At 58.2% G+C, this 25,211-nt stretch carries 21 protein-coding genes; 12 read left to right on the forward strand and 9 right to left on the reverse strand.

The genetic code is table 11. From position 1 onward, the window contains the following. Nucleotides 1-4 precede the first annotated feature (4 nt). The 8 genes from ACYZTZ_RS01805 to yaaA all read right to left on the reverse strand — a co-directional run bounded on the left by ACYZTZ_RS01805 (nucleotide 5) and on the right by yaaA (nucleotide 11,694). The gene (locus ACYZTZ_RS01805) at nucleotides 5-1,453 is read right to left on the reverse strand and encodes an alginate O-acetyltransferase (RefSeq protein WP_046045938.1); all 1,449 of its coding nucleotides are present in this window, start codon (nucleotides 1,451-1,453) and stop codon (nucleotides 5-7) included. A gap of 10 nt (nucleotides 1,454-1,463) precedes the next feature. Further along, a complete protein-coding gene (gene algG / locus ACYZTZ_RS01810) occupies nucleotides 1,464-3,053 on the reverse strand; it encodes a mannuronan 5-epimerase AlgG (protein WP_056743089.1) in 1,590 nt (529 codons plus the stop codon). 26 nt (nucleotides 3,054-3,079) lie between these two features. Then, nucleotides 3,080-4,567 carry an alginate export family protein gene (locus ACYZTZ_RS01815; protein WP_461997033.1) on the reverse strand — a complete coding sequence of 496 codons (1,488 nt, stop codon included), beginning with the start codon at nucleotides 4,565-4,567 and terminating at the stop codon, nucleotides 3,080-3,082. Next, complete coding sequence (gene algK / locus ACYZTZ_RS01820) at nucleotides 4,564-5,970, reverse strand: alginate biosynthesis TPR repeat lipoprotein AlgK (protein WP_461997034.1); 1,407 nt, start codon at nucleotides 5,968-5,970, stop codon at nucleotides 4,564-4,566. The genes ACYZTZ_RS01815 and algK overlap by 4 nt, the downstream gene beginning before the upstream one ends. Nucleotides 5,971-5,982: 12 nt before the next feature. Further along, nucleotides 5,983-7,152 carry an alginate biosynthesis protein Alg44 gene (locus ACYZTZ_RS01825; protein WP_461997035.1) on the reverse strand — a complete coding sequence of 390 codons (1,170 nt, stop codon included), beginning with the start codon at nucleotides 7,150-7,152 and terminating at the stop codon, nucleotides 5,983-5,985. A 35-nt stretch (nucleotides 7,153-7,187) separates the two neighbouring features. Further along, nucleotides 7,188-8,669 carry a mannuronan synthase gene (alg8, locus tag ACYZTZ_RS01830; protein ID WP_442965796.1) on the reverse strand — a complete coding sequence of 494 codons (1,482 nt, stop codon included), beginning with the start codon at nucleotides 8,667-8,669 and terminating at the stop codon, nucleotides 7,188-7,190. Between the two features lie 121 nt (nucleotides 8,670-8,790). Further along, on the reverse strand, nucleotides 8,791-10,107 hold the full coding sequence (locus tag ACYZTZ_RS01835; RefSeq protein ID WP_123365359.1) for a nucleotide sugar dehydrogenase: 1,317 nt from the start codon (nucleotides 10,105-10,107) through the stop codon (nucleotides 8,791-8,793). Between the two features lie 807 nt (nucleotides 10,108-10,914). Further along, nucleotides 10,915-11,694, reverse strand: coding sequence for a peroxide stress protein YaaA (gene yaaA / locus ACYZTZ_RS01840; RefSeq protein ID WP_461997036.1), 780 nt, complete (start codon nucleotides 11,692-11,694; stop codon nucleotides 10,915-10,917). 232 nt (nucleotides 11,695-11,926) lie between these two features. Here yaaA and ACYZTZ_RS01845 point away from each other — a divergent pair, with 232 nt between their 5' ends. The 12 genes from ACYZTZ_RS01845 (at nucleotide 11,927) to cyoE (ending at nucleotide 23,586) form a co-directional block, all read left to right on the forward strand. Then, nucleotides 11,927-13,051, forward strand: a complete 1,125-nt coding sequence (locus ACYZTZ_RS01845) for a polysaccharide deacetylase family protein (RefSeq protein WP_461997037.1) — start codon at nucleotides 11,927-11,929, stop codon at nucleotides 13,049-13,051. 337 nt (nucleotides 13,052-13,388) lie between these two features. After that, nucleotides 13,389-14,783: a PhoH family protein gene (locus tag ACYZTZ_RS01850; RefSeq protein WP_046045946.1), complete on the forward strand. Its 1,395-nt coding sequence runs from the start codon at nucleotides 13,389-13,391 to the stop codon at nucleotides 14,781-14,783. A 154-nt stretch (nucleotides 14,784-14,937) separates the two neighbouring features. After that, complete coding sequence (gene moaC, locus ACYZTZ_RS01855; RefSeq protein WP_033061025.1) at nucleotides 14,938-15,411, forward strand: cyclic pyranopterin monophosphate synthase MoaC; 474 nt, start codon at nucleotides 14,938-14,940, stop codon at nucleotides 15,409-15,411. Further along, entirely contained in the window at nucleotides 15,408-15,650 is a 243-nt protein-coding gene (locus ACYZTZ_RS01860; RefSeq protein WP_046045948.1) for a MoaD/ThiS family protein, read from the forward strand. Before moaC ends, ACYZTZ_RS01860 begins: the two co-directional genes overlap by 4 nt. 3 nt (nucleotides 15,651-15,653) lie before the next feature. Next, entirely contained in the window at nucleotides 15,654-16,106 is a 453-nt protein-coding gene (gene moaE / locus ACYZTZ_RS01865; RefSeq protein WP_461997038.1) for a molybdopterin synthase catalytic subunit MoaE, read from the forward strand. A 301-nt stretch (nucleotides 16,107-16,407) separates the two neighbouring features. Further along, nucleotides 16,408-17,184 (forward strand): ABC transporter substrate-binding protein, encoded by a 777-nt coding sequence (locus tag ACYZTZ_RS01870; RefSeq protein ID WP_056743107.1) that lies wholly within the window; start codon nucleotides 16,408-16,410, stop codon nucleotides 17,182-17,184. Nucleotides 17,185-17,418: 234 nt separating this feature from the next. Then, nucleotides 17,419-17,928, forward strand: a complete 510-nt coding sequence (locus ACYZTZ_RS01875; RefSeq protein ID WP_033061033.1) for a disulfide bond formation protein B — start codon at nucleotides 17,419-17,421, stop codon at nucleotides 17,926-17,928. An 814-nt stretch (nucleotides 17,929-18,742) separates the two neighbouring features. After that, nucleotides 18,743-19,687, forward strand: a complete 945-nt coding sequence (gene cyoA / locus ACYZTZ_RS01880) for a ubiquinol oxidase subunit II (RefSeq protein ID WP_461997039.1) — start codon at nucleotides 18,743-18,745, stop codon at nucleotides 19,685-19,687. A 3-nt stretch (nucleotides 19,688-19,690) separates the two neighbouring features. Then, nucleotides 19,691-21,721 carry a cytochrome o ubiquinol oxidase subunit I gene (gene cyoB, locus ACYZTZ_RS01885; RefSeq protein ID WP_461997040.1) on the forward strand — a complete coding sequence of 677 codons (2,031 nt, stop codon included), beginning with the start codon at nucleotides 19,691-19,693 and terminating at the stop codon, nucleotides 21,719-21,721. Nucleotides 21,722-21,724: 3 nt separating this feature from the next. After that, the gene (locus tag ACYZTZ_RS01890; protein ID WP_150658920.1) at nucleotides 21,725-22,351 is read left to right on the forward strand and encodes a cytochrome o ubiquinol oxidase subunit III; all 627 of its coding nucleotides are present in this window, start codon (nucleotides 21,725-21,727) and stop codon (nucleotides 22,349-22,351) included. Beyond that, nucleotides 22,352-22,687 carry a cytochrome o ubiquinol oxidase subunit IV gene (gene cyoD, locus ACYZTZ_RS01895; protein WP_150658919.1) on the forward strand — a complete coding sequence of 112 codons (336 nt, stop codon included), beginning with the start codon at nucleotides 22,352-22,354 and terminating at the stop codon, nucleotides 22,685-22,687. It begins immediately after the preceding gene. An 11-nt stretch (nucleotides 22,688-22,698) separates the two neighbouring features. Then, nucleotides 22,699-23,586 (forward strand): heme o synthase, encoded by an 888-nt coding sequence (gene cyoE / locus ACYZTZ_RS01900; protein ID WP_008147631.1) that lies wholly within the window; start codon nucleotides 22,699-22,701, stop codon nucleotides 23,584-23,586. A 206-nt stretch (nucleotides 23,587-23,792) separates the two neighbouring features. Here cyoE and ACYZTZ_RS01905 read toward each other — a convergent pair whose 3' ends face one another. Continuing rightward, entirely contained in the window at nucleotides 23,793-25,202 is a 1,410-nt protein-coding gene (locus ACYZTZ_RS01905) for an aminotransferase-like domain-containing protein (protein WP_461997041.1), read from the reverse strand. Nucleotides 25,203-25,211: the final 9 nt, after the last annotated feature.

Consider the following 25,211-nt stretch of genomic DNA (forward strand, 5'->3'; position numbering starts at 1 on the left):
TGCCTCATTGCCCGGTCTGAGCGGTACGCTGCCCAGCGCCAGGGAATACGTTGCGTTTGCAGATTTTCGCTTCGACTTTCTGTCCCGCGGCCCCTGCTTCAGGGCCCTGGATTTCGACGGCCAGCAGATTCTGCGAGGCCCAGTCTTCGTCCGTGCGCAACTCAAAGGCGAAACGCCCGTCAGTGTCGGAGGTTTCCGGCTTTTCGATCTTGATGTCCTCGTGGCGACCGTTCATGTACCAGAGGGTGGCTTGCAGAGTTTTCACCGACGGATCGGCGAAGCGGATATCAACCTGGTGACTGCTGTTTTGCAGGTTCAGGTTCTTGCTGTTGACCATCAATTCGTTCTTGCCCGGTTTCAACGTGGTGCTGCCGGTCATCTGTGCATCCTTTCCTTCGCAACCGTTGTCCAGCAGCGCCATCATCTGGCGGTAGATGGTTTCCTGGTCGAGGCGATAGAGCGGCGAGAATTCCCAGATCAGAATCTTCGGCGGCTTGGTCTGGAACTCTTCGCTGCCCAGGTACTGAAGCATCGAACCTTCCAGGCCACCGCCGGGGAACGCCACGTTGAGGATGTCGGCGCCGATGGCCTCTTCGAGGAAACCGGCGAAGTTGTAGTTCTTGCCACTGTGGCTGGTGCCGACCAGGGTGATCTCCGGATTGCCGGAATCACTGAACAGATCGCCATCAGCTGCTTCGCCTTTCGGCTCGGTGGTGAACTGATCCATGTACTGGATCGCGTAGCTGGTGCCACAGAGTTGACCAGCCATGTTGTGTAACGTTCCAGTCTTGCCCATGCGACCCGACTTATGGCTCTCGAATTCGCGCTTCGGTACGTCGGCAAAGGCCGGCATTTTCTTGATTTGCTCACCGACGATTTTCGCCGTACGCTGGGCGCCATACGGCGTCCAGTGTTGGTCGCCCTGGAAGTAGAAATCGTGGGCCGGCAGGGTGTCAGGCAGCGACTCGTTGGTCAGCGGCGACAGGTCCGGCACGGTGTAGCCCATGGCGGCGAAACGCCCGAGCATGGTCTTGTAGTTCCTCAAGGCCTTGTCGAAATCGTACTTGGCCTTGTCTTCCGGGTTGAGCTTGTTGCGGTTCACCAGACCACGGGTCGGCTGGTAAACGATGACCAGTTCAATGCCTTTGCTCTTGAACGCATCGTGCAGTTCTTTCATGCGTTTGTAGCCGGCGGGTGTGGTGTCGAACTCGGTGCGCAAGTCTTCTTGCGTACGGAACAGCCAATCGCCCTGAGCCTGCACCAGCGTGGTGAAGTTCTGCTGATAACGCGTGGTGTAGTTCTTCGCGTCGTGGGCTTCCGGACACAGGCTGCAGCACGGTTCGGCGCTGAAGGCAGGTGCTTTGGCTTCATCGGCACGAGCGCCGGCACTGGCCGCGAAAATGCCGACAGTCAGGGCCGACAGGCTGAGTAATTTGATCAAGTGTGAGTGCATAAAATTATCCTCAGTCCCGTACTTTGGTCTGGCGTTCGACAGGGTCGATCAACACGGCTTTCTGCTGGCGTACCAGCAGGTCGAGAATTTCGTCCTGGCGCTCGCCGAGAATCCCCGAGAAGCTGATGCCGCTGGATTTGGTCGGCGCGAGCATCGACACGCGATACAACTCGACGCTCAACGGCGAGTCGATGGACAGCGGGCCGCTGCCGTTGCCGGCCAGTTCGCCGCCGACCACGATCAGGGATACCTCGGCATCGAACGGGTCGAGCTTGATGTCCCGGTCGGTGTCGCTCAGGTCCTTGATGTGCCCGTAGACACCGGTCAGACCGTTGGCCATGGACAGGTTTTCGTAGAGGCGGATGTTCACGCTGTTACGAATCCGGATGCCGTGGCGTCGGTTGCTGATCACCTTGTTGCCGTAGATCAGGTTGTCGGCACTCTCGTAGAGGGTGATGCCGTCGGTGTGGTTCTTGTAGATCTCGTTGTAGGCGATCAGGTTGTTGACGCTGTTACGGTCGATCACCAGGCCCGACAACTTGTTGTCGTAGCTGCGGTTGTTGAAGATGAAGCTGTCGTTCACTTCACGGGAAATAATGATCCCGTGCTTCTTCTTGGTACCAAACACTGTGTTGTCGGCAATGATCAGACCGTGGGAACGGTCATGCGGGTCAATGCCGTAGACGATGTTGTCTTTGTAGGTGTTGCCCTTGACCACGAAGTCGCGGGTTTCGTAGCAGTAGAAGCCGTACCACATGTCCGAGAACTCGGAGCCGACGATCCAGCCGCTTGGTTCAGGGCGCTTGAGCACCTTGGCCATGTTCGGCGTGTATTGGGAAATACTCACGCCGTAGGACTTACTGTTGGCGTAGCCGAAACTGGCGATCTTGCTGTTGGCGATGTAGGTCTGGGTGCCGCCCCAGGACAGCAGGAACGGACGGAATTCCTTCGGCGACTTGAAGGCCGCCGGGCCGTTTGCCTTCTCGCTCCAGCCAGTGATTTTGGTATCGCGCACGAATAGCTGACCGTCGTTGACCAGGAACGAACCGCCCTCTTGGGACAGGCGCAGTTCCTGGGTCTGCTTGTCGATTTCCAGGATGCCTTTCTCACCCACCACGATCGGCAACTTCGCCAGGAACACACCTGGCGAGGTTTCGCTGAAGTACTGCTTAGGTACTTTATTGGCCAGATCCTTGAGGTTCATGTAGCCGTCGTCGATGAAAATCGCCTGCGGGATACCGTGCTGACGCACGACCCATTCGGCCATCTTGTTATCGCCGCCGATGAAGTCCTTCAGGGCGTTTTCCTGCATCATCCGGCGCACGCTGATTTTGCCGGGCTTGGTGCGCACGACTTTCGCGGCGATGGCTTCGGCGGTATAGCCGGAGGTGTCCGGCAGTTTCGGCTTGGCCAGCTCCAGCGGCGCGGTCGGTGCGCTGCTGACGGTGTAGGTCTTGGCTTGTTGCAATCCCTTGGCAATGGTCGCCGGCTGGCCTTTTTGAACGGGCGAGGCCGGCTCCACAGTGGCGAAGACTGCCGTGCTGGCCAGCAACATCGCGCCGGCCAGCAAGGTTATCGAGCCTCTCTTCGGACTGTTCATGTCAGGAACTCCCTTAGCGGTTCGCATCAGAAGCGCCAGATCACGTCGATAAACGCGCGGTGCATGTACGAGTCGACGCCTTTGCCATACGCATCGCCGGGCTTGAACACACCGCCACGCAACCGCACCAGGGCCGAAGGCTCATCGATCGATTGGCTCAAGGAGGCGGGCAGCAGGCCTTGCTTGAAGTACTTGGTGACGACCACGTCCATTTCCTGGCCGAGGTCTTTGCTGCCATCTTCCAGCGGCAGGGACGTGCTGGAAAGAATTGCGCCGGTCGCGTCGTCGGTGTTGTTCTCGACGGCGTTGATGCCGTTGCTGCCGACAGGCTTGTTGCCGTCTACGCGCCAGAATTTATGGTAAATCACACTGGCGTCGTATTCGTCGTTGAGCATCCACGAACCGAACAGAGTGGCGGACTGCATGTTTTGCATTTCGCCACGGAAGGCTTCGCCGAAACGGTGAACCCGCGAGCGAGTACCGGTGTAGTTCGAGCGGTTGCTTTCCAGGCCGTTCTGTTCGTAATCGGCACTGGCACGGGCATAGGCTGCACCGACTTGCCATTGCGGATCGAGGCGCAGACGCACGCCCAGGTCAGTGGCCCAGCCGTCTACATTGCCACTGGTTTTGGCTTGTGCTGGAACGGTGCCATCGGCGTTGAGCGGGTTGACCTTGTCGCGGTCGCCGCTCATACCGGTCACGCTTCCCCAGTAGTTGACGGTGTTGGTGTTGCGCCAGTTGTAGGCATCGCTGTCGGCGGTAAGGCCTATCCAGCTGATGTCGCCATTCTGTTTCTTGTCCAGGGAATCGGCGGGAACACCCGGCTGCGCGTAGTCGAGCTTGCCGTCATCGTGGGTGTGATGACCGCGAATGCCGACCCAGTTGCCCGGGGTCCACTGGTACGCCGCATCGGCGAAAGCGTGCAGGCGATCCTTGTCCTTGGGCGCGAGTTCTGTGAGGTCGGTGCGGTATTCGCTGAAGCGTTCGGCGACACCGGCGTTGGCGCGCAACAGGGTGGTGTCGAAGGTCCAGTTCAGGGCTTCGATGTTGGTGTCGCGCCATTGACCGTCGTCGTTGTGCAGGCGCTGGCGACCGAGCTTGAGCATCTCGCCGGGGTACGGCGTCAGGCCGCTGTAACCGACCCAGAACTCACGCATCGCCAGGTAGTTTTTCTTGCTCTTGCGACCACCGCTGTCGGTGGACTGGGTGCCGTCGCTGTCGGACTGTTGCAGGGTGTCCGTCTCGATGATGTCGGTGGACGTCACGGCCTGACCCATGGCGTAGCCGCTCCACGCGCCGCTCTCGCCGTAGATCCATGGACGCAGGTCGAGGCCGACGCCATTGACGTCGCCGCCGCTCGCCGTACCGAGGTCAGTGTCGTCTTCGGACTGGGCGGTGACTTTCACGTCAAGGCCGTAGTTCTTGCTTTCAGTCAGGGCCGCCAGGGTCGGGCACGACCACAGCAGGGCGAATGACAGGCCAATACCGGCCTTAACGAATGGATTCAACTTCATAGGGATTCCTCGCCGTCTTCTTCTTCCAGGGCATGCAGTTCCAGCGTGTTCTGACTCAAGGCACCACGAACGGCCTGTTCTTGTTTCAACAGGCGTTGGGCCTCGGCGAGCTGGGCAGGCGGCAGTTGGGCTTCGAGTGTTTGCGCAAGCTCGGTGGCTTGCGGGGTGTTCTGGGCCTTGGCCAATTGGCTGAAGACATAAGCGTTAAGCGGGTCGGGCCGGGTGCCCTTGCCTTGGGAGAACAGTTGGGCAATGGCGAAGTCGGCGCTGTTCTGGCCGTTACGCGCAGCCTTGAGCAGGTGGTCCAGCGCTTTTTGCGAATAGACCTTGCCCAGGTAACCGCGACGGTAGATCTGGCCGAGGTAGTAATCGGCGGCCACTTCTCTGTCGACGGCTTTCTTGAAGTGTTCTTCGGCGACCTTCGCGTCGGCCGGGACCATTTTGCCTTCGTAGTAGAGCTTGCCCAGCAACAGTTCGGCGCGCGGCTGGTCGGCAGCGCGGCCGTTGTCCAGGTACTTCATCATCGTGTCGACGTCACCCAGTTCCGGGAAGTCGTAGAGCAGTTGTGCCAGGCTGACCCAGGAAGCGGGGTAACCGGGTGCGATGCCTTCGAGCAGTGACTGCGCAGTTTTCTCGTCGGTCGTGCCCAGGGATGCATCGCCCAGTACGCGAGCCACGCTGTCCACCCGCTGGGCGGAAACCGCGCCGCGAGCCTGAGCGGCTTGCATTTGCTTGATCAGCTCGGCCTGTTTCTCTGGCTGGGCTTTTTTCTGATAGACCGTGGCCAGTTCGACGTAGCAGATGTCGGTGGTGTTCAACGCGGCTTTGCAGATCGTTTCCACTTCGTCCAGGTGCTGGTCGTAAGTGCCCTGGGTGCGATAGAGCAGCACTTGGGCCAGGCCCGCTTCCGGCTTGCCTTCGGCGCGCCATTGGCTGATCTGCTGTTGCGCGTTGACGTTCGGGAAACTGTGCGGGTATTGCAGGTACAGCATCGCCAGCGGGATCAGGGTGTTGCCTTCACCATTGGCCGAGGCTTTTTTCAACAGACCTTCGGCTTCGTGCTGTTCGGCTTCGGTGGAGCCGGGTTTGGCCACCAACAGACGACCCAGGCGAGCCTGAGCCCGCGGCGAAACGCTGGCCGCGGCGCGATAAGTCGCCTCGGCTTTCTTGATCTGCGCCGGGTCACGGCTGTCGACCTGGATATCGGCGAGGCCAACCTGTGCTTCGCTGTAGCCCAGGTCTGCCAGTTGCTGGTAATTCTGCGCCGCCAGCGTGGTATCACCGCGCTTGAGGGCTTCGTTGGCCAGACGCTGGTCGGGCAGGCCGGCGCATCCGGCCAGGGCGATTGCCATGGCCAGAGTCAGCGGGACTGGCAGGATTCTGAGTGGGCTAGTCACGGGCATGTCCTCTTGTTTTTAACGACCGGCGGCCATGGCTTTGTCGATCAGCCAGTTCAGGTTCGGACCACGGGTGGCGTTGACTTCAACCGGGCGACCGGCGAATTTGCTGTCCAGCGGCTCGTCAGGCTTGATCAGCACGCGGATGTCGGACGACAGGTCGGCGCTTTTCAGGCTGGTGCTGCTGATGATCGTGCCGGAGCGGGTTTTGTCTTCGCCGGCGATCTGGAAGCTGACCGAGCTGCCTGGCAGCACGTCGCCGAACTGGCGATAGGAGAAGCGCGCTTCAACGTTGGCTTCGCTGTTACGCGGCACCAGTTGGAAGATCACGTCACCCTTGCTGGCGTACTGACCGTTGGCGACCATTTGCTGCGCTACGGTGCAATCGCACGGCGACGTCAGGGTGCCGGTCATTTGCTTGCCGAACAGTTCTTCAACCTTGGCCGGTTGTAATTGATTGTCGTCAAGATGGCCCTTGAGCACATCGAGCATGCTGGTGCTGAAGGTCGCGAGCGGGGCGCCTTTGGCCGCAACGCCGTCGGGCTTGATCAAGCTCTGCACGGTGCCATCGCGCGGCATGGTGATGTTCATGCCCGCCACGCTGACCAGACCGGCCTGGGCGTGGCTGACGAAGTACATGCTGTACACCGACTTGAAGATGAAGCCGAATGCCGTCAGGCCGACGAGGAAAATCGCGAAGCTGAAGGTCACTGCACGCAGGCGACCGAACGGGGTCATGCCGTGGCCGCCATCCTTGTTCTTGCGCGCCTTGGTGAAGTTGTCGCGTTGCAGGGTGGCCAGCACTTCACCCATGGTGACGATGTCGCCGGCCAGGTGAGAAGTGATCAGGTGGCGCAGGGTGGAAATGTCCTGAGATTCGAGGTTCTGGAACTGGCAACCGGTACGACCGGTTTCGCGGTCGTGGGAGCGCACCAGTAACTCGACGTCCATGGCCAGGCCGAGGTTATCGATGACGAACTGCAGGCGAGCCTTGTACACGTCGCCGATCTTCAGTGGCAGCTGACCGGCGTTGAAAGCCAGGCCGCCAGCGGAGAGGTCGATGACCCGAGCTTCTACCGGGGTCCGGTCAGGACCGTAGAAGCGCAGCTTGGCCGGGATTTTTACCCGGGCGTGCTGGCGCTGGGCTTCTGATTCATGCACTACGTTGGCGTTGACGGCGGTATTCATATGGACGATTTCCTAGTTAATTCAGGCGAGTTCGGTCAGACCATCATCAGCAGCACAGCAACAAAAATGCTGCCGGCGGAGAAGGTCATGGTCCGAGACGACCAAGTGTTGAACCAACCTTGAAAGCTGGCGAGATCACGGGTCAGGGAGGTGGGCTGGCGAGTCCAGGACTGTCTGTCGAGGCGGAAGAACACGTAGATCTTCACCAGCGCGCCGACGATCTGGTTGTAATAGAGAATCGCCGGGTAGGCCGGGCCGATCGTGTGACCGGACAAAGACAGCAGCACGGTCAGGATCAGGCGGGTAATGCCGATCCACAGCAGGTAAACCAGGATGAACGCGATGCCGTACTTGAAGCTGGCGATGAGCGCGACGGTCAGGCCCAGCAGCGACGTCCACATCGACACACGCTGGTCGAACAGCACCACCGAAGTGAACAGGCCGAGACGTTTCATCCCCAGGCCCAAGGCGCGGGAGTTCTGCCGCAGGTTGTTGCCGTACCAGCGGAACATCAGTTTGCGACTGGCCTTGATGAAGCTTTTTTCCGGCGGGTGTTCCACGGTGTGAATGGCGGCGTCCGGCACATAAAACGTGTCATAGCCCAGGCGCATCAAGCTGAACCAGCTCGACTTGTCATCACCGGTAAGGAACTTGAAGCGACCCAGGCGCCAGTGTTGCAGCGAGTCGCTTTCCACGTCGGCGATGAAGTCCGGGTTGGTCACCACAGTGGCGCGGAATACCGACATCCGCCCGGTCATGGTCAGCACGCGCTTGGACAGGGCCATCGAGCACATGTTGATGTGGCGCTGGGCGAAGCGCAGTTTGTGCCACTCGCTCATGATGTAGCCGCCGCGCACTTCGCAGAACTCGTTGGTGGTCAGGCCGCCGACATTGCCGAACATCTGGAACCACGGCACGGTCTTGAGCACGACGCCTTCAGCGAGCACGGTGTCGCCATCGATCACTGCAACCACTGCGCGGTCGTCCGGCAGGTGGCGGGAGATGGCGCGGAAACCATAGGCCAGGCCGTCGCGCTTGCCGGTGCCGGGAATGCGCACGAAGTCGAGCTTGACGCGAGCCGGTGGATTCATTTTGGCCCAAAGGCTTTTCACCAGCTTCTCATCGGACATTTCCACGATGGAGCAGACCATGGTGGTCGGCAGTCCGCAGTCGATCGCTTCGCGAATCACCGAGGCGTAGACCTGGGCGGTGGTCAGCGCGTCGATACGAAAACTGGTGACCATCAGAAACACATGGGACGGGTCTGCTGCTTTACCCAGCTTGCGCACTTTGCGCCGCAGGTGCGGGTAGACCACGTACAGAAACAGCATGCCGCGCAAAAAGTGCGTGGCACCCATCGAGTAGCGCCAGATACCGACGATACCGATCAGGAAGATGAAGTCCTTCGACTCGGAGTCGAACGTGGACGCAGGCAACGCCATGGCGATGCCCATCAAAATACTTAAGTAAAACAGCCAACCGGCGGCCTGAAGTAGGCCGTGCTTTAGCCTGTGCATAATCTGCATCCGTCTCTATCTCGGGCGAGCCTGTGGGGTGGCCCGATGGGGTTAAGGCAGGCGAAAAAGCCGGGAGGGTTGCGGGCTTTGTGAGCCCTGCAAACCCTCCCGATGCCGCTTGTTACCAGCAGATGCCTTCAGTCCGGCCACTTACGCTAGTGGCTTGGGACATGAAACCGACCAGGTCGATCACTTGCTTGCCGTGTGGAGCGTTCTGCGCCAGGGCGCGGAATTTCTCGTCACGGTTGCCGAGGATGATCACGTCGGAGTTGTTGATCACGTCGTCGAAATCGGCGTTGAGCAAGGACGAGACGTGAGGGATCTTCGACTCGATGTAATCCTTGTTCGCACCGTGGACACGGGCGTATTCGACGTTGGTGTCGTAGATGCTCAGGTCGTAGCCCTTGCCGATCAGCATTTCTGCCAGATCCACCAGCGGGCTTTCGCGCAGGTCGTCAGTGCCGGCCTTGAAGCTCAGACCCAGCAGGGCGACTTTGCGTTTGCCGTGGCTGGAAACGATGTCGAAGGCGTTCTGCACCTGGGACTCGTTACTGCGCATCAGCGAGTTGAGCAGCGGTGCTTCCACGTCCAGGGAACCGGCGCGGTAGGTCAGGGCGCGAACGTCCTTCGGCAGGCAGGAACCGCCGAACGCGAAACCAGGGCGCATGTAGTACTGGGACAGGTTCAGCGTCTTGTCCTGGCAGACCACTTCCATCACTTCGCGACCATCGACGCCGACGGCCTTGGCGATGTTGCCGATCTCGTTGGCGAACGTCACCTTGGTGGCGTGCCACACGTTGCAGGTGTACTTGATCATCTCGGCCACTGCGATGTCCTTGCGGATGATCGGAGCGTCGAGTTCTTCGTACAGCGATTGCAGAACGTCGCCCGAGGCCTTGTCGAACTCGCCGATAACAGTCATCGGCGGCAGGTCGTAGTCGGCGATCGCGGTGCTTTCACGCAGGAACTCAGGGTTCACCGCAACACCGAAGTCGACACCGGCTTTCTTGCCGGAGCAGTCTTCGAGGATCGGGATCACTACGTTTGCCACAGTGCCTGGCAGTACGGTGCTGCGAACCACGATGGTGTGACGGGTGGTCTTGTCACGCAGGACAAAACCGATCTCGCGGCACACGGCTTCGATGTAGTTCAGTTCCAGGTCGCCGTTCTTCTTGCTCGGCGTGCCGACGCAGATCATCGACAGGTCGGTGTCGCGAATCGCCTCGGCGAAGTTGGTCGTGCCGCGCAATTTGCCCGTCTCGATACCCTTCTGCAGAAGCTCGCCCAGACCCGGTTCAACGATCGGCGATTTACCGGCGTTGATCATATCGATTTTGTCTTTGGCAACATCGACGCCAACGACGTCATGGCCCCGTGCAGACAGGCAACCGGCACATACTGCGCCGACGTAACCCAAACCAAATATGCTGATGCGCATCGCAATTACCTCTGTGTTTATCAAGCCATTACATGGCCGGAGTTAATGGTGTTCAGCGGTCGTAGTGCACTCGGAAGTGCGCCTTAAAGGCGTCACAATGCCGCGTGCAGGCATATAAGTTCCGAGTGTCTAAATAAGTGCACTCAAGATGTGCGCAACTAGGCTTTTATTGTTATGGCGTGCCCTGTTATGCAGCAGGCCTTCTAATCAGAAGACATTCATGCAAAGGTCTTGCGCGCTCAATGCCAGGCCAGAAGCCCGTAAATCAAGCGGTTGGGTGCTCAGGTGAGCACGTTTATAGGGGCGCTGCCTTGGCCTTGTAGGGGATATTTATGATGCTTATCTCCTGTCCTTCATGTGTTGCCCAAATCAGGGATCAGTCTGCAGAAGTTAATGTGACAACTTCGCTACGTGAATCTCTTCTCTGCGTAAGTTATCTCGTACAAGCTCAGAGAGAATGGTTACCGGTGGTATGAGCGACGCATCTGGACATAGTTCCAGTCCGCCCATCGCGATTTCTGAAATTTCTTGAAATATTGAAAAAGATGGCACTGCTTTCATATTGATAGCAACACCTGTTTCGCCCTTGATACATAGGGTTATTGTCGGATTAGATAGTTATGTGCCACTACCGATAAAAAAATTCAGTGCCACTACTGAAAAAAATCAGCAAAGTCGAGTGAAACTAAAGTTAGAAATTCGAGTGATTGATTTTTGACGTCAGTAAAGTGACGAATGGAGCGGGGAATTGTTGAACGATTGGACGTGGCGCACGACCCGTTAATGAGGCGTGCGCCAACCGGGTGTTTACTCGGGTGCGTGATCGCGCAGGAACACCAGATTGTCCGGTTTAGACTGCTCGGCGCTGTAGCGATAACCTTGTACGTCGAACTGTTTGAGGGCTTGCGGGTCGTTGATGCGCTCTTCAATGACGAAGCGACTCATCATGCCGCGGGCCTTTTTCGCGTAGAAGCTGATGATTTTGTACTGGCCATTCTTCAGATCCTTGAAGTCGGTATTGATGATGCGCGCGTTCAGGGCGTTGCGTTTGACCGCCGAGAAGTACTCGTTGGAGGCCAGGTTCAGCAGCAGATCATCGCCTTGATCGGCCAGGGCTTCGTTCAACCATTCGCTGATCCGTGTGCCCCAGAAGGCATACAAGTCCTTGCCACGGGCATTCGCCAGTTTGGTGCCCATCTCCAGTCGATACGGCTGCATCAGGTCCAGTGGGCGCAGCAGGCCGTACAGGCCGGACAACATGCGCAAGTGCTGCTGGGCGTAATCGAAATCGGCCTCGCTGAAAGTTTGAGCATTCAACCCGGTGTAGACGTCACCCTTGAAGGCGAGCAGTGCCTGTTTGGCGTTTTCCGGAGTGAACGCAGGGGTCCAGCTGCCGAAACGCGCGGCGTTGAGCCCGCCGATCTTGTCGGAGACGTGCATCAGCTCGCTGATCTGCGCAGGGGCCAGCTCGCGCAATTGCAGGATCAGCTCCTGGGAATGGTCGAGGTATTGTGGCTGGGTGAAGCGCTGGGTCGCCGGCGGTGTTTCGTAATCGAGGGTCTTGGCGGGGGAAATCACCATCAGCATGAAGTCGTCTCCTTTAATCGTGGGGGCGATTCTAGGGGGTTGTCCTTGTTGACTCCAGCTATGAGCGTCATAGGTGATCGGTGGTGTCATGGAACAAGATCGCAGCCTCGCTTCGCTCGACAGCTCCTACAGTGCGCGTACATCTGTAGGAGCTGTCGAGCGAAGCGAGGCTGCGATCTTTTGATCTTCCCGCGATATAGTGCCGCGCGGGTTTTGTTATGGAGACATCCCATTGCGTATCGTTTTTCTATTCTCGGCCTGGCTGTTGAGCTTCGGTGCCATGGCGGCGTCGGGCGATGTGGCGACGCTTGATCGCAGCACCTGGCCTGAACAGCTCAACAGCCCGACCCTGTTTGATGTGGCATCACGGGCCGAGATCCTCATGTTTTCTCGCGTCCTGTTGGCCAGCGAATCCCTGGATGAAGTGAGCCTGGCCCAGCGCCTGGGGTTGCGCACGGTCAATCTGGAATCGATCAACAACCTGCGCCAGCGCATGTGGCAGCGACTGCTGACCAACTACAACTACGCCCAGCAGAGCTGCGATCAGGATGCCTCCTTCTGTTTCCTGGTCGAGGACATGGACACCCTGCGCCAGCAAGCCGCCAAGTTTCAGGTCAGCGATGAGAGCTACTACATAAAGTGGGCCGAACCGAGCCGACTGTTCCACGCCCAGTACCTGGACGAGCAATTACGCAAGGCAGCGCTGTTTCCGCAAACCAGCAGCGAAGTCGATCGTTTTGGCGACTATGAGCGCAACGGTGATCAGATGCATGACCGGCTGTTTTTGCTGACCTTCGACAGTGCCGCCAATGCCGCGCCGGATAACACCGCCTGGGCCACGGAATACTTGCGCAAGTCGAACATGACCGGCACGTTCTTCGTTCTGGGCAAGGACATCCAGGCCCGTCTGGCCGATCGTTCGGTAGCCAGCCTGCAAGCGACGTACTCGAAGCAGTGCATTGGCGCGCAAGGCTGGGAATTTCGCTCCCACAGCCACTGGCAGGACTGGCAGGATTCGGTACGACGCAGCGCCGAACTGGTCAAAAGCAAACTGCCCGAGAACTACGTGCCATTGTTTCGGCCGCCCGATGGTCAGCGTCGGTCTGACGCTGAAGGATTTTTCAGATCCCAGGGCTTGCTGGTGGCGCTGTGGGATATCGATGCCCAGGACGGTGCGGGCAAGCTAAAAGCCAATCAGAGCGCGCAACGGGTGTTGAGCCTGATGTTGTTGTGGCGCCACGGGGTGATCAACTTCAACGTGAAGCAGGATGCGCTGAAAACGGCGATGCCTTGGCTCATCACGCAAACGGCGCAAAGCGGAATCGGCTGGGAAGACTGTCAGGACGCGTTTCGCTGAAAACGGCGAAAGGCCGTAAACATTGGGGGATGGGTGGTTTTGGGCGAGAATTCGGTGCAGGCGGACTTCCGACTTTAACGGGGTGATGGCAATCCGCCTAGTGCTATTGGTCACTCTGAAAAATAAACTTCAAAAAAACGTCAAAGTACTTTTTTCTGTCACAGGTTTTAGAGTATTACGAAGACAGACCGCCGAAACCTGCAACACAGGTGGCGTCTTCCAAGACCCAGCTATGGATGCAGTTCACTTGAGTCCCCGCAGGTGAATTCGGTGGCCACTTCGAGGCGCAGCACTGTCACGGTATTGCGTCGACTGGCTCCCACAAAGGTGACCGAGTATGGATGATCACGGACGTAGTTCTTCCTCCAACCAGCCAATCCTTTATGTACTCGATACCAACGTATTGATTCACGATCCAAACGCCCTGCTTAACTTCGAAGAACACCACGTCGCCATCCCGATGACCGTGCTTGAGGAGCTCGACAAGCTCAAGAGCGGGCATCACAGCGTGGCTGCGGAATGCCGTCAGGCGATTCGCCTGATCGACAAGACTCTGGGCGATGCCAGTCCTGAAGACGTCGAGCTCGGCGTACCGATCCAGCGTGGCAAGAGTGGTCCCAAGGGTTTGCTGTCAATTCTGATGAGCAAACGTGCCGAACCGAACATCATTCTGCCCGAGCACCTGAACGACAACATCATCATCAACCAGTTGATCGACCTGCACGCGCGAGAACCAAAGCTGCCCGTGGTGCTGGTCACCAAAGACATCAACATGCGCCTCAAGGCCCGGGCTTGCGGGATTGCGGCCGAGGACTACAGCACCGACCAACTGGTTGACGACGTGTCGCTGCTGCCCAACGGTTATCACAACATGACCGGCTCCTTCTGGGACCGAGTGAGGAATGTCGACACCCGTCAGGATCATGGCCGCACCTGGCACCAGGTACAGCTGATCGACAACCTGCCGGCGGTACACGTCAACGAGTTCATCATCGATGAACAGGGCTTTGTCGGCTGGATCAAGGAGATCGAGGAAGACAAGCTACTGATTCTCGACCTGCATCAGGAACCCCTGTTGCACCAGGAAGCCTGGGGCCTGAAACCGCGTGACATCTATCAAAGCCTGGCGCTGTACGCCTTGCTCGATCCGGATATCCACCTGGTCAACCTGACCGGGGCAGCAGGTTCCGGTAAAACCATCCTCGCACTGGCGGCGGCGATCGAGCAGACCATGGTCAGCAAACGCTATCGCCGGATCATCGCGACCCGTAGCGTGCAGGGCCTGGACCAGGAGATCGGTTTCCTGCCCGGCACCGAAGCGGAAAAAATGGAGCCTTGGCTGGGCGCGATCACCGACAACCTCGAAGCCTTGCACATGGATGACGAAAACACCCATGGCAGCGTCGATTACATCCTCAGCAAAGTGCCGTTGCAGTTCAAGTCCCTCAACTACATTCGAGGCCGCAGCTTCCAGCAGAGTCTGATCCTGATCGATGAATGCCAGAACCTCACGCCGCACCAGATGAAAACCATCATCACCCGTGCCGGCGCCGGTTCCAAAGTGGTGTGCCTGGGCAACCTGGCGCAGATCGACACCCCTTACCTGTCCGCGACCAGTTCCGGGCTGACGTACCTGACAGAACGCTTCAAGGATTTCCCCAACGGTGTGCACATCACCCTGCAAGGGGTGCCACGTTCGATTCTGGCCGAATACGCCGAATCGCATTTGTAACCTTCACCAAAGCCGGGCGGCCTCACAGGCCGCCCGGTTTTTTATGCCCAACACAAATCCCCTGTGGGAGCGGGCTTGTGGTGATCCGATAATCAAACGTGCGGAATTTTGACCCACAGGTTTACAATCGGGGCTCCTGATCAGGAGTATCCCTGTGCTGACTCATCTCGATTCCCAAGGTCGCGCCAATATGGTCGACGTCACTGAAAAAGCCGTGACGTTCCGTGAAGCAACGGCCCAAGCGCTGGTGCGCATGCTGCCCGAAACCCTGCAGATGATCGTCAGCGGCGGTCACCCCAAGGGTGATGTGTTCGCCGTGGCGCGTATCGCCGGCATTCAGGCCGCGAAGAAAACCAGCGATCTGATCCCTCTGTGCCATCCGCTGCTGCTCACCGGCGTCAAGGTCGAGCTCAGTGCCGAAGGTGACGACACCGTGCGCATCGTCGCGCGCTGCAAGTTGTCTGGACAAACCGGCGTGGAGATGGAAGCCCTGACCGCCGCCAGCGTCGCCGCGCTGACTATCTACGACATGTGCAAAGCCGTGGATCGCGGCATGACTATCGAAAGCGTGCGCCTGCTGGAGAAACTCGGCGGCAAGAGCGGCCATTTCCAGGCGGATCAACCATGAACGTCACCGTGAAGTTTTTTGCCCGTTACCGTGAAGCGCTCGGTGTGGACTCAGTGAAGGTTGAAGGTGATTTCGCCTCGGTCGACGATGTGCGAGCGCTGCTGGCCCAGCGTGACGGTGCCGAAGTGTTGAGCGAGCAAAACCTGATGTGCGCTCGCAACGAAGATCTGTGTCAGCTCGATGAGCCGGTGAGCGATGGCGATGAAGTGGCCTTTTTCCCGACCGTGACCGGAGGCTGAGCCATGGCGATTCGCGTGCAATCCACGGCGTTCGATCCGGGTGCTGAAGTCAACGCCATGCATGCCGCCAATGTGGGCGTCGGTGCTGTGGTGAGTTTTGTCGGCTATGTTCGCGACTTCAATGACGGACTCGACGTCGCCGGGATGTTCCTTGAACACTACCCGGGCATGACCGAAAAAGCCCTCGCCAAGATCGCCGCAGAGGCCGAGCAGCGCTGGCCGCTGCTCAAACTTGAAGTGCTGCATCGCATCGGCGCCCTGGAGCCGGGGGAGCCGATCGTCTTCGTCGGCGCCGCCAGCGCCCACCGCCAGGCCGCGTTCGATGCCTGCGCCTTTGTCATGGACTACCTGAAAACCCGCGCACCGTTCTGGAAGAAAGAAAACACCCCTGACGGGGCGCGTTGGGTCGAAGGGCGCGACAGCGATCATGCGGCGGCGGATCGCTGGAAGCAGTAAGCAACCAATTAGTTCTTCGTTGACTGTCAGTCCGCCTTCGCGAGCAAGCCCGCTCCCACATTTAATCTCCATGCAACGCAGATCTAATGTGGGAGCGGGCTTGCTCGCGAAGAGGCCATCTGCATCACCCCATTTCCCACTGATTGACCTCCCGACCATCGGCGGCCACATCTTCAAGAGCCCCGATTGACGGTCTATACATAAAAGTCCAGTATGGAATTATAAGTACAAAAAAGGCCTTGCCCGTTTCTGCTCTTTCTTCTGTCTTGCCAAACCAACAACAACCCGCGAGAGAACGAACATGAAGAAATTCCCCCTCATCACCGGTCTGGCCCTGAGCCTGTTGGCGTGCAGCAGCCTGTTCGCCGCCGATAAAACCCTGCGCATCGGCATCGAAGCGGCTTATCCACCGTTCGCGTCCAAAACCGATAAAGGTGAGATTGTCGGGTTCGACTACGACATCGGCAATGCCCTGTGCGCGCAGATGAAGGTCAAGTGCGTCTGGGTCGAAGGTGAGTTCGACGGTCTGATTCCTTCACTTAAAGTGAAGAAAATCGACATGGCGCTGTCGTCCATGACCATCAACGAAGACCGCAAGAAGTCGGTGGATTTCACCCACAAGTACTACTTCACCTCATCGCGTCTGGTGATGAAGGACGGCGCGGTCGTGGATGACCAGTACGCCAGTCTCAAGGGCAAGACGGTTGGCGTGCAGCGCGCAACCACCACTGACCGTTACGCCACTGAGGTTTTCGAGCCGAAGGGTATCAACGTCAAGCGTTACGGCAACAACGAAGAGATCTACATGGATCTGGCTGCCGGTCGCCTCGATGCCATTTTTGCCGACACCATCCCGCTGAATGACTTCCTGACGATGCCGCGTGGCAAGGGTTATGCCTTTGTCGGGCCGGAGCTCAAGGATCCGAAATACGTGGGCGAGGGCGCCGGGATTGCGGTGCGCAAGGGCAACACTGAGTTGGTCTCCGAGCTGAACACGGCCATCGACGGCATTCGCACCAGTGGCGAATACCAGAAGATTTCAGAGAAGTACTTCAAGTCTGATATCTACGGCGACTGATCAAACGCATCGCCAGCAGGCTGGTTCCCACTTTGGAATGCATTCAACTGTGGGAGCCAGCCTGCTGGCGATGCGGTCGTGGGATCATGCAAATCTCTGGAAATAGCCCGAATTTAATCCCTTCTTAACCGGCTCGTCGTCTATTCCCCGATACCCAACTGTGCGCGCCGGACTCTCAAAGGTCAGGGTCAGCGTGTAGACTTCTGGGCAATCGATATTTAGAAGGGAAACGCAATGAGCGAGGAAACGATGCGGTTGGGCCGTGAACGGCGCTATCTGGTGTTGCTGGGCATCATCTGCCTGGCGCTGATCGGTGGCGCGCTGTACATGCAAATTGTTCTGGGCGAGGCGCCATGCCCGCTGTGCATCCTGCAGCGTTATGCGTTGCTGCTGATTGCGCTTTTCGCGTTCATCGGCGCGGCCATGCGCACCCGCCGCAGCATCACAGTATTTGAAACCCTGGTGGTGATCTGCGCCCTGGCAGGCGTCGGAGTAGCCGGGCATCACGTCTATACCCAGTTCTATCCGGCGGTCAGCTGCGGCATCGATGTACTGCAACCGATAGTCGACGGTTTGCCACTGGCGAAGATCTTCCCGCTGGGCTTCCAGGTCGACGGCTTCTGCTCCACGCCGTACCCGCCGATCCTCGGTTTGTCGCTTGCACAATGGGCGCTGCTAGCTTTTGTGCTGATCGTGGTGCTGGTGCCGCTGCTCACTTCGCGTAACCGCAAAGCCCTGCGCTGAAGTCATCCGCCGCATCGCTGCACAAAAAAAAACGCCCGGGCCCTCGTTGATGGGGCCGGGGCGTTTTGCATTTCAGGGCACAGGTTAAATGACCTTGATGCGCGACAAGTATGGGTGTGGCACGTGTGCGACATGTTGTCACAGCGGGAGTGTCGCAAGGCATTTCAGGGCGCCGAATTGGTACATGACTACGCAACAAAATTGGCCTGTTTTAGCGTCTGGCAACTTCAACCCAAAAAATCCGGAACAGGCAGTTTTAACAGGCCTTGGCGAATTGCCGAAGCCCTTGTCACATGGGGGCTTTGGCAGGGTCGAAGGAGGGAGCAGAGGCTTCGATACTGTCTGAACTGCCTGAGGTAGACCTACAATTTTTGGTGTTTTTGTTGAGAATTAATTTCGATACCATGGCGCACTTTTGCAAATACCGTGAATGATTGTTGCTGGAATGGATAAAAATTATTTCGGGATGAGACATGGTTTATAAAACGTTACATATCTACAATCGCCCGCACTGAATTCCCGGCACTGCTCATCCCTGAGCAGGAATAGGGCGTCGAGAGGCCGGTTGGCTTCATGCGACTCCCAGGTGTCGGTGCCTTCCAACTATCCGCACCAAATGGAATTGGTCTGTAACAAGGCCTTTGACCACGAATTCGAATAAGAACTCAACGCTGGCCCAGGATTTGTCGAACAGCGTCTGACGCGCGACGGGCAGCCACTTATTCAATCCAAGAAAAATGCCAACCCTTGGCAGGGTGAAGTGTTGGCGATCAAAACCCAACTGCATTGCGCAAGCTGCTTTAGAGGTCGTGAGATGAGTAAAAACAGGTACCCCAGACTACTAGGCTTATTGCCGCTGATCGGCACGTTGTTGCTGTCAGGCTGCAACATGACCTTGCTCGATCCCAAGGGCCAGGTTGGCCTGGACGAGCGAAACCTGATCATCACCGCAACGCTGCTGATGCTGTTGGTCGTGGTTCCGGTCATCATCATGACCTTCCTGTTCGCTTGGAAATACCGCGCGTCAAACACCGACGCCGTCTACACGCCGAAATGGTCGCACTCCACCAAGATCGAAATCGCGGTGTGGGCTGTTCCAGTGCTGATCATCATTGCCCTGGGTTATGTCACCTACAAGTCGACCCACGCGCTGGATCCTTACAAGCCGCTGGAGTCCGACGTCAAGCCGATCACCATTGAAGTGGTCGCGCTGGACTGGAAGTGGATGTTCATCTATCCAGAGCAAGGCATCGCCACCGTCAACAAGATCGTGTTCCCGGCGCACACGCCGATCAACTTCAAGATCACTTCCGACTCCGTGATGAACTCGTTCTTCATCCCGGCCCTGGGCGGCCAGATCTACGCGATGGCCGGCATGCAGACCAAACTGCACCTGATCGCCAACCAGAACGCTGAAATGGACGGTATCTCCGCCAACTACAGCGGCGCTGGTTTCACCGGCATGAAATTCAAAGCTATCGCCACCTCTCAGGAAGATTTCGACGCCTGGGTCAGCGAAGTCAAAAAGGCACCTAAACAGCTTGAAAAAGCTGAATACGAAGCCCTTTCCAAGCCAAGCCAGAACAACCCAGTCGAGCTCTACTCCTCGGTCACGCCGAACCTGTTCCAGACCATCGTCGACAAGTACGAAGGCATGAATCCGGGCAAGCCGATGCACCACGAGAAGAAAGAGCACGAAATGGCCGCCATGGAAGGGATGGACATGAGTTCGCATTCAGCTGCCGGGGCAGAGGAGTAAACGATGTTTGGTAAATTAAGTTGGGAAGCGGTCCCGTTCCACGAACCGATCGTGATGATAACCATCGCCATGATCGCGCTCGGTGGTCTGGCGCTGTTCGCTGCAATCACCTATTTCAAGAAGTGGACCTACTTGTGGTCCGAGTGGCTGACTTCGGTCGACCACAAGAAAATCGGCGTGATGTACATCGTCGTTGCCATGGTCATGCTGCTGCGCGGTTTTGCCGACGCCATCATGATGCGTACCCAGTTGGCCATGGCCACCGAGGGTTCGCCTGGCTACCTGCCGCCTGAACACTATGACCAGATCTTCACCGCTCACGGTGTGATCATGATCATCTTCATGGCGATGCCATTCTTCACCGGCCTGATGAACCTTGCAGTGCCGCTGCAGATCGGCGCGCGTGACGTTGCCTTCCCGTTCCTGAACTCCTTGAGCTTCTGGCTGCTGGTTTCCGGCGTGGTGCTGATCAACCTGTCCCTGGGCGTCGGCGAATTCGCCAAGACCGGTTGGGTTGCCTATCCGCCGCTGTCGGGCCTGCAATACAGCCCGGGCGTGGGGATGGATTACTACATCTGGGCGCTACAGCTATCCGGGTTGGGTACGACGCTGACGGGGGTCAACTTCCTGGCCACCGTGCTGAAAATGCGTACCCCGGGCATGAAGCTGATGGACATGCCGATCTTCACCTGGACCTGCACCTGGGCCAACGTCCTGATCGTGGCCTCGTTCCCGATCCTGACCGCTACCCTGGCACTGCTGACGCTTGACCGTTACATGGATTTCCACATTTTCACCAATGAACTTGGTGGCAATCCGATGATGTACGTCAACCTGTTCTGGGCCTGGGGTCACCCCGAGGTTTACATCCTGATTCTGCCGGCGTTCGGGATCTTCTCCGAAGTCATCTCGACCTTCACCGGCAAGCGTCTGTTCGGCCACCACTCGATGGTCTACGCATCGGGCGCGATCTCGATCCTGGGCTTCATGGTCTGGCTGCACCACTTCTTCACCATGGGTTCGGGTGCCAGCGTCAACGCCTTCTTCGGTCTGGCGACGATGCTGATTTCGATCCCGACGGGGGTGAAGCTATTCAACTGGCTGTTCACCATTTACCAAGGTCGTCTGCGTTTCACCAGCCAGGTTCTCTGGACCCTGGGCTTCATGGTGACCTTCGCCATCGGCGGCATGACCGGCGTACTGCTGGCCATTCCGGGTGCGGACTTCGTCCTGCACAACAGCCTGTTCGTGATCGCTCACTTCCACAACGTGATCATCGGCGGTGCGGTATTCGGCTACATCGCGGGCTTCGGCTTCTACTTCCCTAAAGCGTTCGGCTTCAAGCTGCACGAAGGTTGGGGCAAGGCAGCGTTCTGGTTCTGGATCACCGGCTTCTTCGTCGCGTTCATGCCGCTCTATGTACTGGGCTTCATGGGCATGACCCGTCGTCTGAACGCCACCACCAACCCTGAGTGGGTGCCGTACCTGTACGTCGCCATGTTCGGTGCGGTGATGATCGCGGTCGGTATCGCCTGCCAGCTGATTCAGCTGTATGTCAGCGTGCGTGATCGCAACAAGCCGGAAAACATGTGCGAACACGGTGACCCGTGGAATGCACACACGCTGGAATGGTCGACCTCGTCGCCACCACCGTTCTACAACTTTGCCGTGCTGCCAAAAGCGGACACCATCGATCCGTTCACCGAAGCCAAGGAAAACGGTACTGCGTACAAGGCTCCGGCCCGTTACGAACCGATCCACATGCCAAACAACACCGCGACCGGTGTGGTCATGGGTGCTCTGTTGACCGTGTTCGGTTTTGCGATGATCTGGCACATCTGGTGGTTGGCCATCGTTGGCCTGTTTGGCACCGTGGGCTACTTCGTGATCCACGCTGCCCGCGATGATCAGGGCTATATGGTGCCGGTCGACGTGATCGAGCGCATCGAAGCCGAGCAGCACAAACGTCTGGTAGCGGCCGGGAAAGTTCCAGCCACCGCCACCCGTGTTGAAACCTCGTTGGAACAGGCTTAAACCATGTCGAACTTAGTGACCACTGCTGGACACGCCCATGGCACGGACCATGGGCACGACGACCATCACCACGACTCGGGCGAGATGACCGTATTCGGTTTCTGGCTCTACCTGATGACCGACTGCATTCTGTTTGCGTCGATCTTCGCGGCGTACGCGGTACTGGTTAACAACGTAGCGGGTGGCCCGTCGGGCCACGACATCTTCGAACTGCCATACGTACTGGGCGAAACCGCTCTGCTGCTGTTCAGTTCGATCACCTACGGCTTCGCCATGCTGGCGTTGTTCAAGGGCAAGAAGAACCAGGTCCTGGGCTGGCTGGCCCTGACCTTCATGTTCGGTGCCGGCTTCATCGGCATGGAGATCAACGAGTTCCACATGCTGATCTCCGAGGGCTTCGGTCCTAGCCGTAGCGGCTTCCTGTCCGGGTTCTTCACCCTGGTCGGCACCCACGGTCTGCACGTGACCAGCGGTCTGATCTGGATGGCGATCATGATGTACCAGGTGCAGAAAAACGGCCTGACGGCGACCAACAAGACCCGTCTGAGCTGCCTGAGCCTGTTCTGGCACTTCCTGGACGTGGTGTGGATCTGCGTATTCACCGTTGTTTATCTGATGGGGACTATGTAAATGGCTAACGCTCATTCCCACGATAGCCACGACGCCGGCCACGGCAGCGTCAAGTCTTACGCTATCGGTTTCATTCTGTCGGTGATCCTGACGGTCATTCCTTTCGGCCTGGTGATGTACCCATCGCTGCCGAAAGCCCTGACCCTGTGGATCGTACTGGCCTTCGCAGTCATCCAGGTGCTCGTGCACCTGGTGTACTTCCTCCACCTGGACCGCTCCGCTGCCCAGCGTAACAACGTGATTGCGTTTGTCTTCGCTGCACTGGTCATCGTCCTGTTGGTAGGCCTGTCGCTGTGGATCATGTACAGCATCCACACCAACATGATGGCGCACTGAGGAAAGTCCGGATGTCCTTTAAGCACTTTATCCAAATCACCAAACCGGGGATCATTTTCGGTAACGTGCTTTCTGTGGCGGGCGGATTTTTCCTGGCCTCGAAAGGGCATGTCGATCTGGCCATTTTCCTGGCCGCCATGATCGGCACGTCGCTGGTGGTGGCTTCCGGTTGCGTGTTCAACAACTGCATCGACCGCGACATCGACCTGAAGATGGAACGCACCAAAAACCGGGCGCTGGTCCAGGGCTTGATCTCCCTGAAACTGGCCCTGGCGTTTGCGACCGTCCTGGGTGTTTTCGGCGTTGCTCTGTTGTACAAAGTGGCCAACCCGTTGGCCGCGTTGTTCGCGGTGATCGGCTTCGTCATCTACGTCGGCTTCTACAGCCTGTACCTCAAGCGCAAGTCGGTTCACGGCACGCTGGTGGGCAGTCTGTCGGGCGCCATGCCGCCGGTGATTGGCTACGTCGCTGTGACGAACAGCTTCGACATGGCCGCACTGACGTTGCTGGTGATGTTCAGCCTGTGGCAGATGCCGCATTCCTATGCCATCGCGATCTTCCGCTTCAACGATTACCTGGCCGCATCGATTCCGGTGCTGCCAGTGAAGCGCGGAATTGAAGTGGCGAAGAAGCACATCCTGCTCTACATCCTGGCGTTCCTCGTAGCGACCTTGATGCTGACCTTCAGCGGCTACGCCGGCATGAGCTACCTCGCCGTCGCCGCGGCCATGGGCATGTACTGGTTGTACATGGCCTGGACCGGCTACAAGGCAGTGGATGACACGGTCTGGGCACGCAAGCTGTTCGTGTTCTCGATCTTCACCATTACCGCGTTGAGCGTGATGATGTCGCTGGACTTTAAAGTGCCGAGTGAGCTGTTGCTGACGTACGCGCCTTAAGATTCAGAGGCTGCAAAGAAAAGCCCCGCCTTCGAGAGAAGCGCGGGGTTTTTTATTGGGTTTCTTTTGGTAGACCACGTCGCCCCTATCGCGAGCAGGCTCGCTCCCACATTGGATCGGCGTTGCTGCCAATTTTGAGTACGAGGCTGAACCCCTGTGGGAGCGGGCTTGCTCGCGAAGGCCGCACCGCGGTCTATCAGGAAAACTCAGCTATCGAGCAACCGGAAAAACCGTTCCCGCACCTGGCTGTTATCGCTGTGCGCCACGTTGAAGCGCAGGAAGTGGCTAGCGCTCGGCGCTTTGCTGAGCAGGGTGCCGGGCGCCAGTACAAGGTCGATTTCCAGGCCTTTCCTTGCCAGCGTTTCGGCATCCAGCCCTTCGGGCAGACGCGTCCAGATAAACAACCCTTCCCCCGGCAGCGAAGACACCGAGCAACCTGCCTCCTCCAGCCAACTCGTCACCCGACTGCTCGACTCGTAAAGCCGATCCACCGTGCGCCGGGTATGTTTGGCATAGCTGCCATCACTGAGCATCGTGCAGATAATCTGCTCTGCCAGTTCCGAAGTCATGCCACCGGCGGCCATTTTGAGCGCAACCAGCCGTGCGGCCAGTTGCGGTGAAAGCACCGCGTAGCTGACGCGGCTGTTAGCCGTCAGGGTCTTGGAGAAACCGGACACGTAACTGACGTTGTCCAGCCCACCCGCCGCCAGACGTGGCGTGCTTCGTTGCTGCAAGTCGCAGTACAAATCGTCTTCGACGATGTGGAAACCATAGCGGTGACTCAACTCCAGCAAGCGATAAACCTGCGCCGGGGAGAACGAATGCCCGGTCGGGTTGTGCAGGGTGCTGTTGGTCATGTAGAGCACGGGACGATGGGCAATCAGCAGTTGCTCGAAGACCTCAAGGTCCATGCCGTCACTCCCGCGGGGGATGGTGATGACCTTGGCACCATGCAAGGCCAGATTGGTGTGCATGGTGAAGTAACACGGATCGTCGAGCAGCACCGTGTCACCGGGTTTGACCAGCAGGCGCATCAGCATGTCGATGGCCTGCACGGTGTTGGCCGTGGTGATGATCTGGTCCACCGGCACTTCGATGCCCAAGGCCGACAGCTTGACCCGCAACGCCTCGCGCAGCGGCAGGTAACCGCTGGCGACGCCGTATTCGCCCATGCGCAGGGAAGTTGCGCGCAGGGTGCCGCGCACGGCTTTCAGCAACTCGTCAGCCGGCAGCCACGAGGACGGCAGGAAACCGGCCCCAGGGCGCAGCGCGCCATTGTCCAGCAGCACCGCGCGGCGGACCACGCTGAGCGTGTCTTGAGGTTGCAGGTCCGGACCTGCATCGGTCTTGATCGTGGTGCTGGAACGGTGCACGTAATGCCCCGAGCCTTGGCGTGAAACCACCAAACCCTTGGCCCGCAAGCGGTCCAGAGCATCCACCACCGTGGATTTGCCCACGTTCATCATCTCGGAGAGTTCGCGAATCGGTGGCAGCCGGGAGCCGTGAGGCAGGCCTCCGTGGCTGATGGCCTCCGATAACTGATCGACGATCTGCTGAACCAGCGGTACACCCTGCTGGAACTCGATGGCGGCGATCACTGCGCGCTGAACCTGCATTTTACTGGT

Source organism: Pseudomonas sp. LB3P58 (assembly GCF_054897895.1).